The sequence below is a fragment of the Arthrobacter sp. 10N43 genome (assembly GCF_056394525.1).
This window is the reverse complement of sequence record NZ_JBFTIA010000001.1, coordinates 268,556-287,062: the sequence shown is the minus strand read 5'-3', so window position 1 is coordinate 287,062 and position 18,507 is coordinate 268,556. Positions and strand designations below refer to the sequence as shown.

The window sequence follows — 18,507 nt, the reverse complement described above, 5'->3', positions numbered from 1 at the left end:
CTTGATGCCTTGAGATGCCTGAAACTCTAAAATGTTGGCTACGATCGATGCATGGTCACCCTCGATCGGCGCAACGCCCGCGCGCCCCGCGTTACGGCTGCGATGGTGGCCGAGCGCGCCGGTGTTTCCACTGCCACGGTGTCCCTGGTAGCCAACGGGAAAACCAGGGGGCGGGTGTCCGAGGACAACATTTCGCGCGTGCGTGAGGCCATCGCAGAGCTGGGCTACGTGGTGGACAGCATCGGAAGCTCGCTGGCCAAGGGTGTGAGTTCCATCGTCATCCTGGTGGCCCCTGACATCTCAAACCCGTTTTTCGCCAAAGTGATCGCCGGAGTGCGGGAGTCCCTTGGCGCCGAGTACCAACTGCTGCTGTCCGTCACCGACGCCGGCGAGTTCCCGCAGGCCGAGGACGTCCGGAAACTCATGGCGCTCCGGCCGGCCGGCCTCCTGGTGGATGCCCCCAACGCCGGCTTCCTCGAAGAACTGTCCGCCGCCGGCCCCCTGGTACTGCTGGATGCCCCCGGGCTGGAGGCCTACGCCCCCTCGGTAAACCTGGACGTCGCGCGCGGCGCACGTGAGCTGGCAGCGCACCTGGCCGATTCGGGGCACACCCAAGCTGCCTACATCGACAGCGTGACCGGGACCGCCACCTTCGAGGTGCGGCGCACCGCGTTCCTCGCGGAGGCCAGGGCGCGCGGGATCTCGGTGGCGCCCGATTGCATCATCAGCACCACGATCGACGTCGGGTCGGCCGCCGAGGCGTTCGCCCGGGCCTGGCCGCAGTGGCAGCGCACCGGAGTCACCGCCGTCGTATGCGGAACGGACACGCACGCCTACGGCGTCCTGCAGGAAGCCCGCGTCGCGGGAGTCCGCATTCCACGGGAACTTGCCGTGGCCGGCTTCGACGACTTGCCTTATTCGGCAACCAGCAACCCCGGCCTGACGAGCGTGCACCTGCCGGCCATGCCGCTGGGACGCAAAGCAGGTCAGCAGCTCCGCTGGCTCATGGAGGGATCTGAGCTGGAGGAGCCGAATGTAACACTTGGCAGCTCGCTGGTGGTGCGCGGTTCAACGGGCTGACCGGCGGGCGCGGGAAGGAACACCCATGACCGGCCGATGCGTCGGCCGGTCATGGGTGCCTGGCTACCCAGCCTTGCGCGTGGTGAACGGCAGGACCAGCCGGGACTGGTGGGCGGCGTCGCGGTAGATCTTGTGGGTGACGGGCCGGCCCACGGGCAGGTGGAAGGCATCCGGCGGCAGCAGCGCGTTGTGCTCGTCGGCCAGCGGCTCGCCGTTCGAGAGTTCCACCGTCAGGACGTGACCTGGCTTGAAGGTGTTCGCGAACGGGTAGAGGCGCAGCACGTACTCCTGGATGGTCCCGGGCTCCACCGGCACTGAGCGGGTGTGCGGGTGGTGCGGGCTGCCTTCGGTGGTCCGCTCGTCGAGCTCGCGGTGGGAGGCCTTGAGGTAGCCGCTGGTGATGAGCTGGCGTTTGCCGTTGGGGGAGTAGTCCCACAGGCGCAGGATGAAGTTGGTATCCGGCTGATCGATCTCGGCGAAGATGTGGGCGGCGCCGGTGCCGATCAGCTCCGTGGCCTCCTCGAAGGCCGGCGTGGACCAGCTGATGATCTCTACCTTGTCCGTCACCGTCAGCGGCGCCTGGTAGAAGCCGTCCGGGGCGGCGTACTCGACGCCCATCAGCTCGGGTTCTGTGGACAGCTTGTGCCGCGGGCGAAGATACAGGCACTTGTATTCGATCTCCTTCGGCGGCCACGCCTCCGCGGTGGCCACCTCGCGTGAGCCCTCCACGAAGACGCTGACGGCGGGTTCGTCCATGACGCCGTTGTCGATGCCCTTGATCCAGTAGTCGTACCATCGGAACATCTTGTCGTGTTCCTCGATGAAGGGCCGCGACTGCATCGGCGGGTACGGCCCGATGTCCAGCTTCTTGGGGCCACTCAGCGCGTTGTACAGTTCGATCGTGCCGTCCATGGTCCAGCCGCGGCCCTGGTCGATCTGGAGGTAGACCGGGATGTCGATGTTCGGGGCCAGCGTGATGGGGTTGCGTTCCTCGTACCAGTCCCCGTCGAGCTCGTTCATCACGATGTCGAACCAGGCTTCGTGGTTCTTCGGGTAGTTCAGGACGTGGACCAGGTTGGGCCAGGCGGCGACGTCCGGATCTTGCAGTCGCTCCTGGACGAGCTTTTTCAGCTCCCCGGGGGCGTACTTCTCGATCATGCGTGATTTGACGTTGTCGGTGAATGCCCAGCCCGAGTCGCCGCCGCGGCCCTCGCGGGCGGCGCGCGGCATGAACCACATGATGCCGCCGTGGTAGGTGGTCTCGTAGAAGTCGTAATGTCCGCCCGAGACAAAGATCGCCTTCAGGCTCGGCGGCCGCTCGGCCGCTGCCAGCACCTGCATGGAGCCGAAGTAGGAGATGCCCACCATGCCGACGTTGCCGTCGCACCAGGGCTGCTCGGCAACCCACTCGATGAAGTCGTACGCGTCCTGGCCCAGGGAAACGCCGCCGGCGTTGTAGTTGCCGATGTGCTCGCCGCCGGAGTGGCCGGAGCCGCGCAGGTCGCCAATGACGTGGACGTAGTCCTCCTTGACGATGCGCGCGATGTCGCCGGCCTCGATGCAGCCGTCCCACATCGGGCTGGGGCGCCGCTGCGGCGGGGTGGTGAGTGCCAGCGCCTGCAGTTCCTTGCCGTAGGGGCTCAAGGCCACCAGCGCCGGGCGCGGCTTGTCCTCGACGCCCTGATAGGCGTCCGCGGCGAGCTCGACGCCGTCCCGCATGGGGACCCGCAGGTCCTTGCGGATGGCAATCTTCTCCCCACCCGCGTCGATCCTCTGATACTCATTCATAATTGCGAAGCTCCTCTGCTAAGAGATCTGGTTGAACTGCGTGCGGTAGCCGTGCAGCGTGGTGAAGAACGGAGAGGGCTCCAGCGTGGGGTCGCCCGTGTAGCCAAGCTCCTCGGCAACCGGGGCGAACGGGGAGTAGACCGAGTCGGTCTCTTGCAGGCCCTCGCGCAGGTGGCGCCGCGCGGCGCCACCGATCCGGGCTTCCAGGTCAAGGCTGCCCTGCAGGGCCCGCCGGGCCGCTTCACGGTCCAGTTCGACGCCGTACGGCACGCCGTCCACATTCCTGTAGGGGTGGCCCAGGTAGAGATGCTGCGGGCGGATCTCGTCGCGAAGGTACGTCAGGCTGGCGCGGTAGGCGGCGGGATCCTCGTAGCCCGGGAAGCCGTTGGCGGCTCCGTGGATCTGCACGGCATCGCCGACGAAGACCGACTGCTGGCCGTCCACGACGTACGCCACCGACCCGGCCGTGTGGCCCGGGATGTGGTGGACGGACACCGTGACGTCCCCGCCCAGGGAGAGGGTCTCGCCGCCCTTCACCAGCAGAGTCGGCTCCATCTCGCCGGAGATGACTTGGTTCGCTGCCTTGGTTTGCTCCGCCACCGCGTCGGGATTGTCGAGGTACTGCTGGCGCACGCCTACGTACTGGTCAACATGCGCGCGCCGGGACCGCAGCAGGGGAGCATCGGCCTCATGGATCACGACTTTGGCGCGGCGGCCCGTGAGTTCCCAGAGGGCGTGCGCACCGCCGAGGTGGTCGATGTGGCCGTGGGTCAGCAGAATCCAGCGCACGTCCTCGATGCGCCGTCCCAGCTTCTCTAGCGCGGGGATCATGCCGTCGGCGGGCGACGACGCGATCCCGGTGTCCACAATGGCGGGTTCCGGAGCATCGATGAAGAAGCTGTAGAGGCCAAAACGACCCCAGGGCGACACCAGCGGATGAACAGCAACCGGCTCTGTCATTGGACGGCCCGAGCGTTCAGGAAGTCACCGGTCTCCTGGAATGCGCGGTGGAACTCCGGGATCCAGGAGAAATGCTGGACGAATCCGTGGCCGGCGCCTGGGTAGCGGCTGACCGTCGCGTCCACACCGGCTTCCCGCAGGCGCCGGCCGTAGAGTTCGCCCTCATCGCGCAGGGGATCGTACTCGGCCGTGATGACCAGCGCCGGCGGCAGGCCGGACAGGTCCTCGCGCTTGATAGGGGAGACGAGGGGATCCGCCGGATCCGCCCCGCTCTCGAGGTAGAAGGAGTTGAACGGCGCCAGGCCGGCCGTCTCCAGCCCGTAGCCTTCAGCGTTCTCCCGCAGCGAGGGGTAGCGGTCGACGTCGAAGTCCAGGTCCAGGGACGGGTAGAACAGGATCTGGTGCGAGATGGCGTCGAACCCGTCATCGTGGGCCTTGGCGGAGACGGCGGCCACGAAGGTGCCGCCCGAGCTGTCGCCGGCGATGGCGAGGTTCTTCCCGTCCCAGGCCAGGCCGCTACCCTGCGCGGCGGCCCAGCGGACCACGCCGTAGCAGTCATCCAGGCCGGCCGGGAAAACGGATTCGGGGGCCAGCCGGTAGCCGACCGAGATGACCTTGTGGCCGGTCTCCTGGGCCAGGGACCGTGCGATGTGGTCGTGGGTGTCCAGGCTGCCCAGGAAGAAGGCGCCGCCGTGGAAGTACACCAGCAGGCCGTAGGCGTCAGCCGCCACCGGTGTGTAGATCCGTACGGGCACTTCGCCCGCGGGCGTCACTGCCGTGGCGTCCTCGACAGAGGACAACGGGAGGCGGTCCTCGGGTGCGGGAACCTGGGCGGCCTCCCCGGCGCGCATGGCCCCAGGGTTCAGCGGACCAGGAGGCGGCGGAGGCAGGGTGCCGAGGATCTCGGCGATCTGCGGGTGAATTGGCATTGGGTGGTCCTTCCTTACTGGTTGGCCGGGAATGCTGAGTCCACCGCGTCGGCGTGCCAGCCGAGGCGCGACACCCGCTGCAGCTCATCCGTCAGCGGCTTGCGGGTGGCCTCGTAGATGGTCAGTGCGTCCTTCACGGAGTTGCCCTGCACCAGTGCGTCGGCGAAACCGCCGGCGTCCAGGATTGCCGAGTTGGCCCCCTGGCCCTGGTGGTGGAGCATCGCGTGGGCGGCATCGCCGAGCAGCGCGACGGAGTCGGTGTGCCACGAGTCGAGGGAATCGATGTCGAACACCGAACGGCTGGTCACCTGGCTCAGGTCCAGTTCCCGGGCGACCCGGACGATCCGCTCGTCGAAGCCGTTCAGGATCGTCTCGAGGTACTCAGTGGAGATCTCCGGTGCCCACGAGTCGTCATCGGAGGGGGCCGTGATGTCGTACGAGAGTTGCCCGCGGTGACGCAGCGGCAGGTTGTAGGCGATCGTGCCGTTCTCGCCCATGTAGAAGCGCGGGTTGTCGTCCGTCACAAGCCCGTGGGCGTCATCGATCGAAATGACCGCGCGGTAGGCGTGCTCGCCGGAGAACACCGGCTCCTTCTGCGAGAACAGCTGATTGCGCACCGTTGAGCGGATGCCGTCGGCGCCGATGACGAGGTCTGCGGTGACGATCTCGCCGTTCTCGAAAGTCAGCGTCGCGTGGTCGCCGTTGTCCTCGATGGTCTCCAGCTTGTAACCAAGATGCACCATGCCCTCCGGCAGGACGCCGAGCAGGGCGTCGATGAAATCCCCGCGATGGATCATGCGGTTGTGGTTGACCTGCTCGTAGGCGCGCAGGAAGGGCCATTCCTCGTTGGCGAGGACGTGCTGACCGTCCGCACTGAGGATTTCGAGGTGGTCGCTGGGCGAGCTCACGGCGGCGATCGCATCGAAGATGCCCCACTTGCGGAACAACTCGACCGACGGCGGGCGCAGCCCGATGCCGGCGCCGACCTGGGCGAGGGCGGAAGCCTGCTCGTAAACGTGGACGTTCTCCGCACCGATGTTCTGCAGGGCCTTGGCCACCGAGGCCCCGCCGTAGCCGCCGCCGATGATGGCGATCTTGAGGTTCTTGATCTCTGAAGTCTTCATTGGTTGATTCTCTTTCTTGACCCAGGGTGGACCTGGGAAAACTTGGGTGGAGCGGTGGGGGATCAGGCCTGCAGTGACAGGAAATCGGCCGGATTGTCCTCGAGCAGGAGTTTGAGGGTGGCGTCGTCGATGCCGGCCGCCTGCATGTCCGGGATCATGTCCTCGAAGATGTAGTTGATGGTGTGGCCCTTAACGCCGGGCCAGCCCAGCGGGCTGCAGTTCGCGTCGGCCGAGACGAGGAGCTTGTCGGCATAGCCCTTGTTCACGAGGTTGACGAAGTGCTCCATGCGTTCGGCGCGCTTGCGGCCCCAGAACGGCGGATCCGGCAGTTCGAGGTCATAGCCAAAGGTGTCGAACCCGATGCGGCCGCCCTGGTCGTAAATCCAATCGTGCGGGGTGATCGGAGCGTTCAGGCCGTCGTCGGCGTGGCCGAAGAGCACGCGGTCCAGCGGGAGTCCCTCCTCGTTGAAGATGTTCACTGCCGGCTGGGGGTCGATGGCCAGGTGGGTCAGGATCGGCGCGCCGGTGACGACGGCGGCGCGGGCCGCGGCCCGGTAGATGCGCTTGTCAAGGTCCGTCATGCGTCCACCGCGGCTCACGCCGACCTTGATGACGCCGGCCTTCGCGCCCGTGGTGCCGATGCCGACGGTGATCTCGTGAATGAACACCTTCGTGAGGTAGTCCACCGTGGCGCGGGAGAAGTGCGGCAGGGCGGTGTCGCCGCCGACGAAGCCGGTGCAGGCCACGATGTGCACGCCCGTCTTCCGGGACAGGGACTTGTAGTAGTCCACGTCGCGGCCGTTGCAGATGCCGGTGGCGTCGACGAAGGTTCCGCCGCCGTATTCACGGAATTTCCGCAGCTTCGGCACGGTCTCCTCATAAGCCTGCTCCGGGGTTTTCCACCATTTGGTGTCCAGCTCTGACCCGGGCATGCCGTAGCCGATGTGTTCGTGGACCGCCACGATTTCCAGTTCTTCGGCGGGGATGGTTCCCAGCACTGTGTTGACCTTGGTCATTTCGTTCACCTCAGGGGTTCGAAAGTTGTTGTGTGAGGGCGGACGCGTGCTTAGCGCACTGTCAGCAGGTTGCGCGGGTTGTCCACGAGGATGCGCCGGGTGTCTTCTTCGCTCAGGCCGTGGGCCTTGAGGAAAGGCACGAAGGTCGTCAGGACGTGGCTGTAGGGCAGGGTGTACTCCGGCAAGCCCTTGGCCACGCCGATCGAGTTGCCCGACAGGATGATCTTGTCGGCGTGGCCGGCCTTGACGAGCTCGAGCACCAGGTCGGCGCGATCGTGGTCGGTGAGGTAGTCGGCGTGGTCGTTCAGGCCCACGTGGTCGATGCCGACGAAGGCTCCGCGGCCGGCCACCTCGACGGCGGAGCCGGCGGCGTCTTTGCGGTCCAGGTCGCCGACGAGCACCCGGTCGGCCCCGATCTGTTCGTCCAGGACGACGTCGAGGTCGTGCAGGACGTCCGCGCCGAAGCGGATGGAGACCGGGACGCCGGTGTTCTTGGCTGCGCGGGCGGAGCCGCGGAACAGGCTTTCCTCGGTCGGGGTCATGCCGGCGCGGTCGGCGGTGGTCGCGACGATGCCGGCTGCGGCGCGGCGCTCAACCCGGGGGACCACCATCCCCTCAGTGACCTCCCTGCCGAAGAGATCGCTGAATTTTTCGGCCGGCCAGGGGGTGGGCGGGTTGGTCTGCGGCGTCAGGAAGTATCCGCCGAGCTCCTCCTCCGGGCCCAGGCCCGTGGAGGCGACGATGTGGACACCGGTGGAGCGGGACAGTGCCTCGTACAGTTTCAGGTCGCGGCCATGGAACATGCCGGTGCTGTCGACGATCGTCTGGCCGCCGTGCTCGCGGAAGTCCGTGAGTTTCGCAGCCAGGGCCTCGAAGATCTCAGCCCGGTCCATGGAGATGTCCGGGGCGTCCTGGGCGCCGGGGAGCACCGAGAGCAGGGCTTCATGGACCGCGACGACGCCCAGCTCAGAAGCGGCGACGGGACCCAGGACCGTGTTGACGGTTTGCCCGGCCGGGGAATGGAACGCGTCACCGGTAGCGACGGGTGTGGTGGGACTCACTTGGCTTCTCCCTTGAAGATCGGGTGCTTATGCAGGGCGCCTCGGAGCTTTGTGTCGTCGCTCCGTTGCAGAGTAGCCAGCGTCACATATTTCTTTACACGGTGTCAAGCAAATAGTCGTAACGTACATCTAGCATCCAGCCGGAAGGCTTCAGCGGGTTGAACATGGCGTTTATGAATCTAACGAACAGTTCACATGCTTGACATGGTGTAAAGATTGATATCAGACTGTGGGGAGCGCCACATCCAGTCCGGCCTATGCCGGCCCCTCCGTGAAGCACCAGTCCTGGCGCTCAACCGGAGAACCGACCGGAAACAAAGGAGTTTCATCGATGAGTCAGTCCATTAAGGTGTCGAGCCGCGGCTCGGTACGTGCGACGTTCGTGGCCGCCTACAGCGCGGTCACACTCGCTCAAATCACCAACGCGCTGCCGGGCGCCCTCAGCGGCACTTTTGCCGCGGAATTCCATACCTCGGGTGCAGGCCTGACGTGGATCGCGGGCATGTTCCTGATGGGCATTGTGGTGTTCGAGCTCAGCTGGGGGCTCCTCGGCGACGTTCTCGGACGCAAGAAGCTGCTGTACGCCGGCGCGGCGCTGAGCGTCGTCGGCTCCGTCCTGGTCGCGCTGGCCCCGACCACCGAGATGATGATCTTCGCGCAGGCGGTCGGCGGTATCGCGGCGGGTATCCTCTTCCCCATCTCGCTGTCCATGATCGCGGCGATCACTCCAGACCACCGGGCCCGGGCCCGGGTCATTGCCACGTGGGCCGGGTTCCTGTCTCTCGGCGCGGTGATCTCACCCGTGCTCGCCGGGCTCACCGCCCAGATGTTCACCGTGCCGGGCGCCGGGCCCGGCGCGCCGAACGTGTATAGCGGCTGGCGTGTCGCCTACCTCGTTGCGGCCGCCCTCGCCGTCGTCGTTCTCCTCGTCGCACTCCGGGCGAAGGACTCCGCGGCCACCGGGGGACGCAAACTCGACCTGCCCGGCCAGTTCACCCTCGCTCTGGGCCTCATCGCCGTCCTTTTCGCGACCGTCCAGGCGGTCGATGCGGGCTTCGGCTCCTGGGAGGTCCTCGCGGGCTACGTTATTGGCAGCATCCTCCTGGTCGCCTTCGTCGTCATCGAAATGCGCACTAAGCAGCCGCTCATCCACCTCTCCCTGTTCAAGAACAGTGCCTACTCCATCACCGGCATCGTCGCCGTCACCGGCATGTTCGCCTTCCTGGCGATCTGCTTCAGCACCAGCGTCGCCGTCGGCGGTCTCGCCCTGGCCGAGACCTGGAAGGTCGGCGTGCTGTTCGTGTTCATCCAGGGACCGGCCTTCGCCTTCATCCCGGTGGTGGGCTGGCTCATCCACCACGTGGCGCCGCGCTGGGTCCTGACCTCGGGCTTCGCCCTCATGGCGGTTTCCGGATTTTGGCTCTCGACGTTTTCCCTGGGCGCCCCGGAGGCCTTCGGCGGTACCCCGTGGACGGCCTTCATTCTGCCCCTGCTGCTGCTGGGCATCGGATTTGCGCTCACCGTCGGCTCCGTCACCGCGGTGGCGATCAATACCGTCCCGCCCCAGCACATCGGCATGGCCTCCGCGACGACCAACCTCCTGCGGGACCTTGGCTTCGCCCTCGGCCCGGTCATCGGCTCGGCCATCGCGTTCGGTATCGGCGCCTCAGCCTTCGCGGGCCCGCTCGGCGGTATCCTCGGCGGTGCGGGGCTGCCCGCCAATGCCGTCGCCGGGCTCTCCCACGTGCCGCCGCTGGGCTTCCTCTCGGGCTGGGATGGCGTGATCGCGCAGTTCTCCGGCCAGGCATCGGCGGGCGGCGCGCCCGCGGCTGCCGTCGACGGCATGGTCCAGGCCCTCACGGCTGCGCAGCAGCAGATCCAGGGCGCGGCCGGGGCCTCGCTCGGCCAGGGCTTCCAAACCGTATACCTCGTCGCGGCCATAGCGGCGACGGTTTCCGCCATCCTTACCCTCTTCATCTCCGCACGTTCCTCGGCGCCCACCCCCGATGCCATCGCTGAGACCACCGAGGCCAACGCCGAAGCGGCCGTCTGAGACGGAGGGCTTCACTTGACCGCCTACCATCCAACCTTCCGCAAGGAGAACACCGTGACTGCACCCATTGAATCCGACATCGACATCTGGGATGACGACATCCTTGTCGACCCCTACCCCACGTATGCCTCGCTCCGCGAGCAGGCCGCAGTGGTCCACCTGCCCAAGAACGACCTGTACGTCCTGACGCGCTACGACGCCATCCGCGACGCACTCGGTGATCCGGAGACCTTCTCGTCCACCAGCATCGGCTTCAACCCCATGGTGAACGAGGCGCTGCAGGGCACCTCGCTGGCCTCCGATCCGCCCATCCACACGCAGCTCCGTGCCACGCTGTCGCAGAACCTCACCCCACGCGCCCTCCGCGGCCTGAAAGTCGTCATCGACGAAAAAGCGGACAAGCTCGTCGCCGGGCTCGCCTCCAGCGGCAGCTTCGAGGCCATCGACTCCCTGGCCCGCGCCTTCCCGATCGAAATCGTTGCCGACCTGATTGGGTTCCAAGGACACGTCAAGGACAACATGCTGCGCTGGGGCCAGGCCGCGATGCAGGTCCTCGGCCCGCTGAACCAGCGCACCCAGGAGAGCTTCCCCATCGCCGGGGAGCTCTATGGCTGGTGTTCGTCGGTCACGGCCGAAGACCTCGCCCCCGGCTCCATCGGCCGCGGCATCTTCGACGCCGAGACCCGGGGCGAGATCCCGGAAGGCACTGCCGGGCACATCATCCACCAGTACCTCGGAGCCGGCGTCGACACCACGATCGCCTCGATCGGGAATATCGTTGCGCTGTTCGGGCGTCACCCGGAGCAGTTCGAACTGGTCCGGGCCAACCCGGAACTCGTGCCCGCCGCTTTCGCCGAGGTGCTGCGCTACTGGGTGCCCATCCACGTCTGGGGCCGAAAGGCAACGCAAGATGTGGAGATCGACGGCGTAACGATTCCCGCGGGCGCCCAGGTTGGCATTCTCTTTGGGGCCGGCAACCGGGACCCGCGGCACTACGAAAATCCGGACACGTTCGACGTGATGCGGAACCCCGTGGATCATCTTTCCTTCGGCTATGGACCGCACGGCTGTGCCGGCCAGGGCCTGGCGAGACTTGAAGGCCATGCGATCATCGAGGCCCTTGCCCGCAGGGTGCAGTCGCTGACCATCGGGGACGCTGTTCGGGTCCCGAGCAACATGACACGGAGTATCGAGAAGCTCGAGGTCACCAAGGTGGTGGCCGCATGAGGATCGAACTGGACCGGCCGCGCTGCGAGGGACACGGACTCTGTGAGGAAGCGGCCCCCAATCTCATGCACCTCGACGATGACGGCGAACTCCTGCTCGATGTCGCGGAGGTGGAGGGGGCCGACCTGGACGCCGCGAAGGCGGCGGTCCGGGTCTGCCCGGTCGCAGCGCTTCGGCTGGAAGCGGCATGAGCATGCGCCGGATTGTCGTGGTCGGTAACGGCATCGCCGGGCTGACGGCATGCGACTCATTGCGCTCCGCCGGCTTTGACGGCGAGCTGACGGTCGTCGGCGCCGAGCCCCACCAACCCTACAGCCGCCCCGCTCTGTCGAAGGCGCTGTTGCATGATGTGGATGGGAACGGCGGCGGCGGCCTCCAGGCCCACGAGCTGCCCGCGCCGACCCACGAAGCGACCGAACTCCTCGGCGTCAGCATATCTGGCCTGGACGTCGACGCCCGGGTGGTCCGGCTCGACGGGGGCGGCGAACTGCCATATGACGGCCTCGTCATTGCCTCCGGTTCCCGTGCGAAGCGCCTTACCGCCGCGGAGGGAGCAGGCGGGCCACGGCATGCCGGCTCTGACCGGCAGCTCACCCTGCGCACGATCGAGGACGCGATCACGCTGAAACAACGCGTCGCATCGCGCCCCTCGGTCGTTGTGGTCGGCGGCGGACCGCTCGGCATGGAGGTCGCCTCAGCCTGCCTGCAGCTGGGCTGCGACGTCACGCTGGTCTCCGACGTCCAGCCCCTCTCTCGCCAGCTGGGCGACCACCTGGCCGGGATATTCGCCACAGCCGCGGCCCGGCACGGCCTGCGGGTGGTTGGCGGCGGGAAGGCCCGTCTCATCGGCTCCGGTGCGGGGACGCGGGTGGCACTGGCCGACGGCATCGAACTGGAGGCAGACCTCATCGTCACTGCCATTGGCGACGAGCCGAACATCGACTGGCTGGCCGGCTCAGGCCTCGTCGTCGGCGGGTCGTTGCGCGTGGACACCCGCGGCCGGCTGCGGCCGGAGATCGTTGCCGCCGGTGACGTGGCGTCCTTCCCGACCCGCCGCGGGGTGCAACGCGTGCCCCTGTGGACAAGCGCCATCGACCAGGCCAAGGTCGCGGCCGTCGGCCTGCTCCAAGGCGACGCGGCCCCCGAACTCAACTTCCAGCCGTACTTCTGGACCGAGGGCTTCGGCCTGTCGCTCAAGGCGGTCGGCTTCACGCCCCTGGTCGGCGCGCCCGACTACTGTGAGCCGGGCGAGGACCGGGAGTCGATGCTGCTCCGTTGGGAGGACAAGGAGGGCTCAGGTACCGCCGCGGCGATCAACTACCGGATCCCCATCCCGAAACTGCGCCGGCTGGCCGTCGCAGGGCCGGGCGCGCTCCGGCCGTCAGAGCCCGTTGGCTCCGGTGAGCGAGTCCCGGCACCGTCTTTGCGGCATGTCAGGACGCTTGCCGTCGCGCGGTCTTAACGTTTCATGCGTCCGAATTCTGCACACCACGGTTAGGATTAATTCATGTCGTCGCTGCGAGAAGCCCAGAAACAGCTGACCCGCGACGTGATCATCGACCGGGCGCTCGAACTCTTCACCCAGAAGGGCTATGCGGCGACGACGATCGACGAGATCGCCGTGGCTGCCGGGACCACCCGGGCGACCTTCTACGCGCACTACCCTTCGCGTGCCGATCTCATGAGGGACTTCATGGCACGCGTTAACGCCGTGCTCGACCGTGCGGATGGCCCAGACCGGGCGACAACCGCCGTCGAACTCGTCGACGTGGTCCGAGGGGGCCGGCTGCCGGACATCCTTGCCTGGCTCGAGTCGCGCTCGGCGCTCTGGCCGGTCTTCCGTCCATACCTCGACGTGCTGGACGAGGCCGCCGCGGTTGATCGCGAGGTACGGGACCTGGTCCGGGGATGGCATGAGGAAGTTATCGCCGACATCGTCCGCGGCATGCAGCTGGCCGGCCGCTTCTCAGAGGAAACGCACCACATCCGCGGAACGCTTGCCTTTACACAGCTGGACTACGTCGCTACGCTCTGGACCCGCCGCAAACTCGAGCCGCACCGCGAACACGCACTCGAGCTTCTGGCCGACAGCTGGTACCACCTGCTCTGCGACGAAGGCTAGGCAGGGCCCCTACCCGGGCCCGGGGGGATCAGTGGAGTCCAAGGGCTCTGGAACTGCTGGTGAAGCGGTGGCGCCCGCCGGTGCGTGGTCCCGGCGGGCTGTTCCGGACGGCTGCGCTAGGGAATAACATTCCTGCATGGACGCCAAGCTCTTCGCCTATCTGAGCTACAGTGACGCGCCGGCAGCCCTGAACTGGCTCCAGGCAGTGGGATTTGACGTCATTTACCGGCAGGACGGCCCTGCAGGGACGGTGCTGCACGCCGAGATTCGCATGGGGGAGGCGGTGCTGATGGTGGCTAGCAGCGACGCCGCGTACCAGCGGCCGTCCCTGATCGGTCAATCGACCGGCCAGGGACTCTATCTTCTGGTCGAGGACGTCGACGCATTTCATCAGAAGGCCCTCGCGGCGGGCGGAACCTCCGTGATCGAGCCCGAAGATACCCCCTGGGGCGCCCGGCGCAGTCGAGTGCTTGATCCGGAGGGACAGGAATGGAGCGCCGGCACCTACCAGCCCGGAACCAACGCGTAAATCACTCTTGCGCCGGACGCCCTGCCCGGGCCAGCTCCCTGGCCGCGCGGCCGTGGGTCAGCTCGCCGGACGCCCTGCCCGGGCCAGCTCCCTGGCCGCGCGGCCGCGGGTCAACCCACTGGCCGCGCGGACGCCCATTCCTACCGGAACGACCCCACCGACAGGTGCTGGACCCGCCCGTCCACGACCGTGGCCAGTGCCTGCGCGGCAGCCAGGTCATCCGGGGCGACGGACAGCGGATCGACGTCGAACACCGTGAAATCCGCGCGCTTGCCTACAGTGACCGACCCGGAGACAGCCCACTGCCCGGCAGCCCTGGCAGCGTGCGAGGTGTAGCCCTCGAGCGCCTGCCGTGCAGTGAGGGCCTGGCCCGGGGCGATCGGCTGTTCGCCCAGGCGGCCGGCCCGCCGTCGTAATTGCGCGTCCGCCAGGATGGGCAGCGGTTCGAACGGGGCTATCGGCCAGTCGGAGCCGAGCCCCAGGGTGGTTCCCGCCGCGCGGAGGTCCGCGCACCGCCAGGCGTTGTTCGCCCGTTCGTTTCCGAGCCGGGTGGACCAGTTGTCCGTTGGGTCGGCGCGGGAGTAGTGGGTGCAGTGCGTGGGCTGCATGCTGGCCACCAGACCCGAACGGGAGAACCGCCCGATGAGGGCGTCCGGGACGGTTTCGAGGTGTTCGATCCGATGCACGGCCGACGGCGCAACCGACCGCACCGCGGGCGGCCGGGACTCGAAGGCGTCCAGAACTGCGGCCACGCCGGCGTCGCCGATGGCGTGGGTAGCGGTGGGAATGCCACGGCCGGCGAAGTACCGCACGGCCGCCGCGTACTCCTCGGGGCGCGGCCAAAACGGGGCCACCGATTCCCCATAGGCATCGGGCTCAAACAGCCAGGCCGTGCCGTTGTCCACCGTCCCGTCGACGAACAGCTTGATGCCGGCCACCTCCCAGCGCTTTCCGCCCAGTCCGATCTGTTCCGCAAGGAGGTCCCAGTCTTCCTCGCCGCTGCCGGGCATGCACCACGGCGAGATCCGCAGTCGCAGCGGGAGGCTGCCGTCCAGGTCATCGTCGAGGGCGCGGAAGAGCTCCAGCGAACCCTCCCCGCAGTCCATCACGTGGGCGCCCGTCAGCCCGGACCGGGCGAACTGCTGGAAGAGCTCAGCGAGCCTCGCCTTTCGCTCGTCGAAGGACTCCGCCGGCATCACCTGCGCAACGAGCTCGACGGCGGCGGCCTCCAGCAGGAGCCCCGTGGGCCTGCCGCTTCCGTCACACACCACCTCAGACGCCTGCTCAAAGGTCCGCGGTCCGGTGACACCGGCGATTTCGAGGGCACGGGAACTGGCAAGCGCGGAATGCCCGTCGAAGAGCCGGAGCAGGCACGGCCTCCCGGCGATGACGTCGTCAATCAGCTCGCGCGCGGGAGCAGCGGTTCCGAACACATTGGGGTCCAGGCCCCATCCCCGCACCCAATCTCCTGAGGGATTTGCTGCCGCTTCGGCGCGCAACAGTTCGCGCACCTCGGCAAGGTCCCTGGCGCCGGACAAGTCGCAGCCGCGCGTCAGTTCCAGTCCCAACACGGGGTGCATGTGGCAGTCCACCAGGCCGGGGGTCAGAACGGTTGCGCCGAAATCGATGACTTCCGCTGCCGGCCAGCTTTCGGCGTCGGAACGGCTCCCGACGGCGGCAATCACGCCGTCCTGGACTGCCACCGCCTGCGGCGCGGGACTGTCGGCGGGCCGGCCGTCCATCGTGTGGACGGTGTCGGCGAGGATGATCAAATCAGGATTCATGGGTTTCGAAGCTTCCAATCCGTGCGAAGGTCCCGGGACGGTGGCGGCGCACCCAGCGGGCGGCCAGGAGCCCGGCGATGAAAAAGAGGGGCGTCACCAGGATGAGGAGGGTGTTGGTCAGGGCGTCAGCGAAGGTGAGCAGCTCGATGTTCAGGCCGATCAGCAGCACCACGCCGAAGAGCAGGATGGCCGAGGCCAGGCTGAGCGGCACCATCAGCTTGTGCGTCGCCGCCGCGGGGTTCCGGCGCAGGTAAAGGAAGGCCGCCACCGACACCAGGCCCTGGAGCCCCACGATGCCGAAGATGCCCGGCGTGTTCACCCAGATCAGCAGCTGCTGGTAGGGGTCGGCGTTTAGCAGGGCGCAGATGGTGATCACCACCGCGGCCAGAACTGTCTGCAGCTGCCCGGCCCGGTGCGGGGACTGGAACCGGCGGTGGGTCCGGCCGAGGAAGGACGGCAGCACGCCGTCGCGGGCCAGCATGTACACGTAGCGGTTGATCGCGTTGTGGAAGGCAAGCTGCGATGCGTAGACGCTGGTGACGATCAGCAGGTACATCACCACTTCGGCCCACGGGCCCACGTAGTGGTTGATGGTCTGGAAGAACATCCCGCCGGCCAGTTCGCCGGCGGCTTCCACGGCGCGGTCTTCGCCGTATGCCTGGACCACGGTCCACACGATGAAGGCGTAGAAGACGGACATGAAGCCGACGGCGATGTACATGGCCCGCGGCACGGACTTATCCGGGTTCCGGGCTTCGGAGCGGTACAGCACCGTGGACTCGAAGCCCATGAAGGCGGCGAAGCAGATGCCAAGGATCGCCAGGACGCCGGGTCCAAACGCCTGGTCCGGACTGAAGGAACCCATGCTGATGCCGTGGGCTCCGCCGCTGCTGAGGATGCCCACCCCCATCACGGCGAGGATGCCCGTCTCGGCCACCAGGAGTACCCCGAGTACCTTCGCTCCCACGTCGATGCCCCGGTAGCCGAGGAACCACACGGCCACGACGGCGGCCAGTGCGATGGCGGGCCACGGCACCTCGAGCCCGAAGAGCACCTGGAACATATCGTGGGTCTGGACGGCGAAAAGGCCGTAGGCCGATCTGGAGGCAGTTGTAGGAGACGATCGCCAAGGTGGCGGAGGCCAGCCCGACGGTCTTGCCCATGGCCAGCGAAATGTACGTGTAGAAGCCGCCGGATGCTTTGACGTGGCGGGTCATGGCCATGAAGCCGATGGCGAAGAGGGTAAGCACGATTCCCGCCAGCAGGTAGCCGGCCGGGGCACCGATGCCGCCCACGCCGATGGCTACCGGCGCCACGCCTGCCATGACGGTGAGCGGTGCTGCGGCAGAGATGACGAGGAAGGCAATACCGCCCGTGCCCAGGGCGTTGCGCTTGAGGGCGCCGTCCGCGGACGACTTTGGTGGTTTGGTTTGGGTATCCGGCACTGGTCCGTCCTTTCTTGGAGCCCCGCTAAACGAAAGGCTTTCGTTTAGTATGAATGTGTGTGGCGCAGAGCACAATAGTTTTCCCAAAAACGACGACGCCGAGCCCCGCCGACTAGGCTGTGATTGACCTTCAAGAGCTGCAGTCAGGAGAACCCATGGGGCGCCCGCTCCTCCCGCTGATATCCGTGGATGCCCTGACCACGGCCGCCCTGGACCTGGTGGACGAGAGCGGCGATTTCAGCTTTCCGAAACTGGCGAAGCGGATCGGCGTAAGCCAGTCCTCCATCTACAACCACGTCAGCGGCAGGGATCAGATCCTGGAACTCTTGCGCCACCGGATCATCACCGAAGTGCCGTATCCGCCGGTGGACCATAGCAACTGGGAAGCAGCCTTGCGGGTCCTGATCCGCGCCTATCGGGACGCGTTTGCCCGCCATCCGCGGCTGGCACCGCTGCTGGTGCTGCAGTCCATCACCGATCCGGCCGTCATAGGACTCTACGAGGACCTGGCGCTGGCCCTCGAGGGGGCGGGCTTCCGGGGGCGGGATGTGGTGGCGGCCATCTCCACGATCGACAGCTTCGCCCTCGGCGCAGCCCTGGACCTGGCCGCTCCGGAAGTTGTCTGGGACCCGCCGGCGGAGGGCTATCCCACGCTCAAGCGGGCACTTGGCCATGCCGGGCCGGCGGAGGAAAGGGGCGGGCACGCCTTCGACTTCGGCCTGGATGTGGTAATCGGCGGGCTCCGGGCCAAGCTGGCCCGGTAACACCGCAAAGGGCATGCTGCGGACGCCAAGTCAGAATGATGCAACGAGGCTGGCCAGCGGCGGAGGCGCATCTCCGGCCGGCAGTGCCTGGACCAGCAGCGGCGCGTACCGGACCTTGTTGCCGCTGCGTCCTCCGAAGAACCGGCGCAACTGCTCTGTTGTTGGCCGCTCCCGCAGTGAGGGCTGCCGTTGGAGGAGTCGGAATGACGCGAGCTCGCCTTGAGCCTCGATGACGTTGAGCACGGCATCGATCCCAAGGCAGCGGATGAGCTCGTCCTCAAGATCGGCCTCACAGACGTGGAACCCGCGCTCGGCCAGTGAACCGGAGCCGATGCCTGCCCGGCCGAGCGCGCGGGCGATGCCGCGGGATTCCCCTGCGTCGCACAGGCCCAGCAGCCGGTGGTCCGCACCGTTCGGGCCGTAGCGGTCGAGGAAGTGGACGATGCTGGTCGCGCCTCCCATCGGCACCACCGAGACCCGCATGGCTGTCAGGTCCTGGCCAAGGCGCAAAGCCAGCGCCTCGACCGCCAGCCGGTCACTCTCGCCCTCGACCAACACCGTCGTCGCCTGCACCGAAGTCGCCTGCATGGAACCAGTATGTCGGACGCCCAGCCGCGGGCGCCCT

At 67.2% G+C, this 18,507-nt stretch carries 17 protein-coding genes; 8 read left to right on the top strand and 9 right to left on the bottom strand.

Translation table 11 applies throughout. The features are described from left to right. Nucleotides 1-51 precede the first annotated feature (51 nt). A complete protein-coding gene (locus AC1DDO_RS01280) occupies nucleotides 52-1,080 on the top strand; it encodes a LacI family DNA-binding transcriptional regulator (protein WP_476866411.1) in 1,029 nt (342 codons plus the stop codon). Nucleotides 1,081-1,143: 63 nt separating this feature from the next. Here AC1DDO_RS01280 and AC1DDO_RS01275 read toward each other — a convergent pair whose 3' ends face one another. The 6 genes from AC1DDO_RS01275 to AC1DDO_RS01250 form a co-directional block, all read right to left on the bottom strand. Then, nucleotides 1,144-2,868, bottom strand: a complete 1,725-nt coding sequence (locus tag AC1DDO_RS01275; RefSeq protein ID WP_476866410.1) for a CocE/NonD family hydrolase — start codon at nucleotides 2,866-2,868, stop codon at nucleotides 1,144-1,146. 18 nt (nucleotides 2,869-2,886) lie between these two features. Continuing rightward, complete coding sequence (locus AC1DDO_RS01270; protein ID WP_476866409.1) at nucleotides 2,887-3,828, bottom strand: MBL fold metallo-hydrolase; 942 nt, start codon at nucleotides 3,826-3,828, stop codon at nucleotides 2,887-2,889. Continuing rightward, nucleotides 3,825-4,757 carry an alpha/beta hydrolase gene (locus AC1DDO_RS01265; RefSeq protein ID WP_476866408.1) on the bottom strand — a complete coding sequence of 311 codons (933 nt, stop codon included), beginning with the start codon at nucleotides 4,755-4,757 and terminating at the stop codon, nucleotides 3,825-3,827. Before AC1DDO_RS01265 ends, AC1DDO_RS01270 begins: the two co-directional genes overlap by 4 nt. Before the next feature lie 14 nt (nucleotides 4,758-4,771). Continuing rightward, nucleotides 4,772-5,881 (bottom strand): FAD-dependent oxidoreductase, encoded by a 1,110-nt coding sequence (locus AC1DDO_RS01260; RefSeq protein WP_476866407.1) that lies wholly within the window; start codon nucleotides 5,879-5,881, stop codon nucleotides 4,772-4,774. A 62-nt stretch (nucleotides 5,882-5,943) separates the two neighbouring features. Next, the gene (locus AC1DDO_RS01255) at nucleotides 5,944-6,897 is read right to left on the bottom strand and encodes a phosphotriesterase family protein (protein WP_476866406.1); all 954 of its coding nucleotides are present in this window, start codon (nucleotides 6,895-6,897) and stop codon (nucleotides 5,944-5,946) included. A 50-nt stretch (nucleotides 6,898-6,947) separates the two neighbouring features. Beyond that, nucleotides 6,948-7,958, bottom strand: coding sequence for a phosphotriesterase family protein (locus AC1DDO_RS01250; protein WP_476866405.1), 1,011 nt, complete (start codon nucleotides 7,956-7,958; stop codon nucleotides 6,948-6,950). A gap of 331 nt (nucleotides 7,959-8,289) precedes the next feature. Between AC1DDO_RS01250 and AC1DDO_RS01245 the strand changes: the two genes are divergently transcribed. The 6 genes from AC1DDO_RS01245 to AC1DDO_RS01220 all read left to right on the top strand — a co-directional run bounded on the left by AC1DDO_RS01245 (nucleotide 8,290) and on the right by AC1DDO_RS01220 (nucleotide 13,889). Beyond that, nucleotides 8,290-10,011, top strand: a complete 1,722-nt coding sequence (locus tag AC1DDO_RS01245; RefSeq protein ID WP_476866404.1) for an MFS transporter — start codon at nucleotides 8,290-8,292, stop codon at nucleotides 10,009-10,011. A gap of 54 nt (nucleotides 10,012-10,065) precedes the next feature. Continuing rightward, on the top strand, nucleotides 10,066-11,238 hold the full coding sequence (locus AC1DDO_RS01240; protein ID WP_476866403.1) for a cytochrome P450: 1,173 nt from the start codon (nucleotides 10,066-10,068) through the stop codon (nucleotides 11,236-11,238). After that, on the top strand, nucleotides 11,235-11,429 hold the full coding sequence (locus AC1DDO_RS01235; RefSeq protein WP_476866402.1) for a ferredoxin: 195 nt from the start codon (nucleotides 11,235-11,237) through the stop codon (nucleotides 11,427-11,429). The genes AC1DDO_RS01240 and AC1DDO_RS01235 overlap by 4 nt, the downstream gene beginning before the upstream one ends. Next, nucleotides 11,426-12,700 (top strand): NAD(P)/FAD-dependent oxidoreductase, encoded by a 1,275-nt coding sequence (locus tag AC1DDO_RS01230; RefSeq protein WP_476866401.1) that lies wholly within the window; start codon nucleotides 11,426-11,428, stop codon nucleotides 12,698-12,700. The genes AC1DDO_RS01235 and AC1DDO_RS01230 overlap by 4 nt, the downstream gene beginning before the upstream one ends. 45 nt (nucleotides 12,701-12,745) lie before the next feature. Further along, the gene (locus tag AC1DDO_RS01225) at nucleotides 12,746-13,360 is read left to right on the top strand and encodes a TetR/AcrR family transcriptional regulator (RefSeq protein WP_476866400.1); all 615 of its coding nucleotides are present in this window, start codon (nucleotides 12,746-12,748) and stop codon (nucleotides 13,358-13,360) included. 136 nt (nucleotides 13,361-13,496) lie between these two features. Then, entirely contained in the window at nucleotides 13,497-13,889 is a 393-nt protein-coding gene (locus AC1DDO_RS01220; protein ID WP_476866399.1) for a VOC family protein, read from the top strand. Between the two features lie 140 nt (nucleotides 13,890-14,029). Here AC1DDO_RS01220 and AC1DDO_RS01215 read toward each other — a convergent pair whose 3' ends face one another. Beyond that, a complete protein-coding gene (locus AC1DDO_RS01215) occupies nucleotides 14,030-15,673 on the bottom strand; it encodes an amidohydrolase (protein WP_476971281.1) in 1,644 nt (547 codons plus the stop codon). Next, on the bottom strand, nucleotides 15,663-16,736 hold the full coding sequence (locus AC1DDO_RS01210; protein ID WP_476971280.1) for an APC family permease: 1,074 nt from the start codon (nucleotides 16,734-16,736) through the stop codon (nucleotides 15,663-15,665). Before AC1DDO_RS01210 ends, AC1DDO_RS01215 begins: the two co-directional genes overlap by 11 nt. A gap of 537 nt (nucleotides 16,737-17,273) precedes the next feature. On the opposite strand from AC1DDO_RS01210, the gene AC1DDO_RS01205 reads away from it, so the two are divergent. Further along, nucleotides 17,274-17,882, top strand: a complete 609-nt coding sequence (locus AC1DDO_RS01205) for a TetR/AcrR family transcriptional regulator (RefSeq protein WP_476971279.1) — start codon at nucleotides 17,274-17,276, stop codon at nucleotides 17,880-17,882. Nucleotides 17,883-17,912: 30 nt separating this feature from the next. On the opposite strand, the gene AC1DDO_RS01200 is transcribed toward AC1DDO_RS01205, so the two are convergent. After that, on the bottom strand, nucleotides 17,913-18,470 hold the full coding sequence (locus AC1DDO_RS01200; protein ID WP_476971278.1) for a TOPRIM nucleotidyl transferase/hydrolase domain-containing protein: 558 nt from the start codon (nucleotides 18,468-18,470) through the stop codon (nucleotides 17,913-17,915). Nucleotides 18,471-18,507: the final 37 nt, after the last annotated feature.

What these genes read in the sequence shown, in the direction of transcription:
- AC1DDO_RS01280 (WP_476866411.1), top strand. Translation starts at nt 52, where the DNA reads ATGGTCACCCTCGATCGGCGCAACGCCCGCGCGCCCCGCGTTACGGCT.
- AC1DDO_RS01275 (WP_476866410.1), bottom strand. Translation starts at nt 2,868, where the DNA reads ATGAATGAGTATCAGAGGATCGACGCGGGTGGGGAGAAGATTGCCATC.
- AC1DDO_RS01270 (WP_476866409.1), bottom strand. Translation starts at nt 3,828, where the DNA reads ATGACAGAGCCGGTTGCTGTTCATCCGCTGGTGTCGCCCTGGGGTCGT.
- AC1DDO_RS01265 (WP_476866408.1), bottom strand. Translation starts at nt 4,757, where the DNA reads ATGCCAATTCACCCGCAGATCGCCGAGATCCTCGGCACCCTGCCTCCG.
- AC1DDO_RS01260 (WP_476866407.1), bottom strand. Translation starts at nt 5,881, where the DNA reads ATGAAGACTTCAGAGATCAAGAACCTCAAGATCGCCATCATCGGCGGC.
- AC1DDO_RS01255 (WP_476866406.1), bottom strand. Translation starts at nt 6,897, where the DNA reads ATGACCAAGGTCAACACAGTGCTGGGAACCATCCCCGCCGAAGAACTG.
- AC1DDO_RS01245 (WP_476866404.1), top strand. Translation starts at nt 8,290, where the DNA reads ATGAGTCAGTCCATTAAGGTGTCGAGCCGCGGCTCGGTACGTGCGACG.
- AC1DDO_RS01235 (WP_476866402.1), top strand. Translation starts at nt 11,235, where the DNA reads ATGAGGATCGAACTGGACCGGCCGCGCTGCGAGGGACACGGACTCTGT.
- AC1DDO_RS01230 (WP_476866401.1), top strand. Translation starts at nt 11,426, where the DNA reads ATGAGCATGCGCCGGATTGTCGTGGTCGGTAACGGCATCGCCGGGCTG.
- AC1DDO_RS01225 (WP_476866400.1), top strand. Translation starts at nt 12,746, where the DNA reads ATGTCGTCGCTGCGAGAAGCCCAGAAACAGCTGACCCGCGACGTGATC.
- AC1DDO_RS01220 (WP_476866399.1), top strand. Translation starts at nt 13,497, where the DNA reads ATGGACGCCAAGCTCTTCGCCTATCTGAGCTACAGTGACGCGCCGGCA.
- AC1DDO_RS01215 (WP_476971281.1), bottom strand. Translation starts at nt 15,673, where the DNA reads ATGAATCCTGATTTGATCATCCTCGCCGACACCGTCCACACGATGGAC.
- AC1DDO_RS01210 (WP_476971280.1), bottom strand. Translation starts at nt 16,736, where the DNA reads ATGTTCCAGGTGCTCTTCGGGCTCGAGGTGCCGTGGCCCGCCATCGCA.
- AC1DDO_RS01205 (WP_476971279.1), top strand. Translation starts at nt 17,274, where the DNA reads ATGGGGCGCCCGCTCCTCCCGCTGATATCCGTGGATGCCCTGACCACG.
- AC1DDO_RS01200 (WP_476971278.1), bottom strand. Translation starts at nt 18,470, where the DNA reads ATGCAGGCGACTTCGGTGCAGGCGACGACGGTGTTGGTCGAGGGCGAG.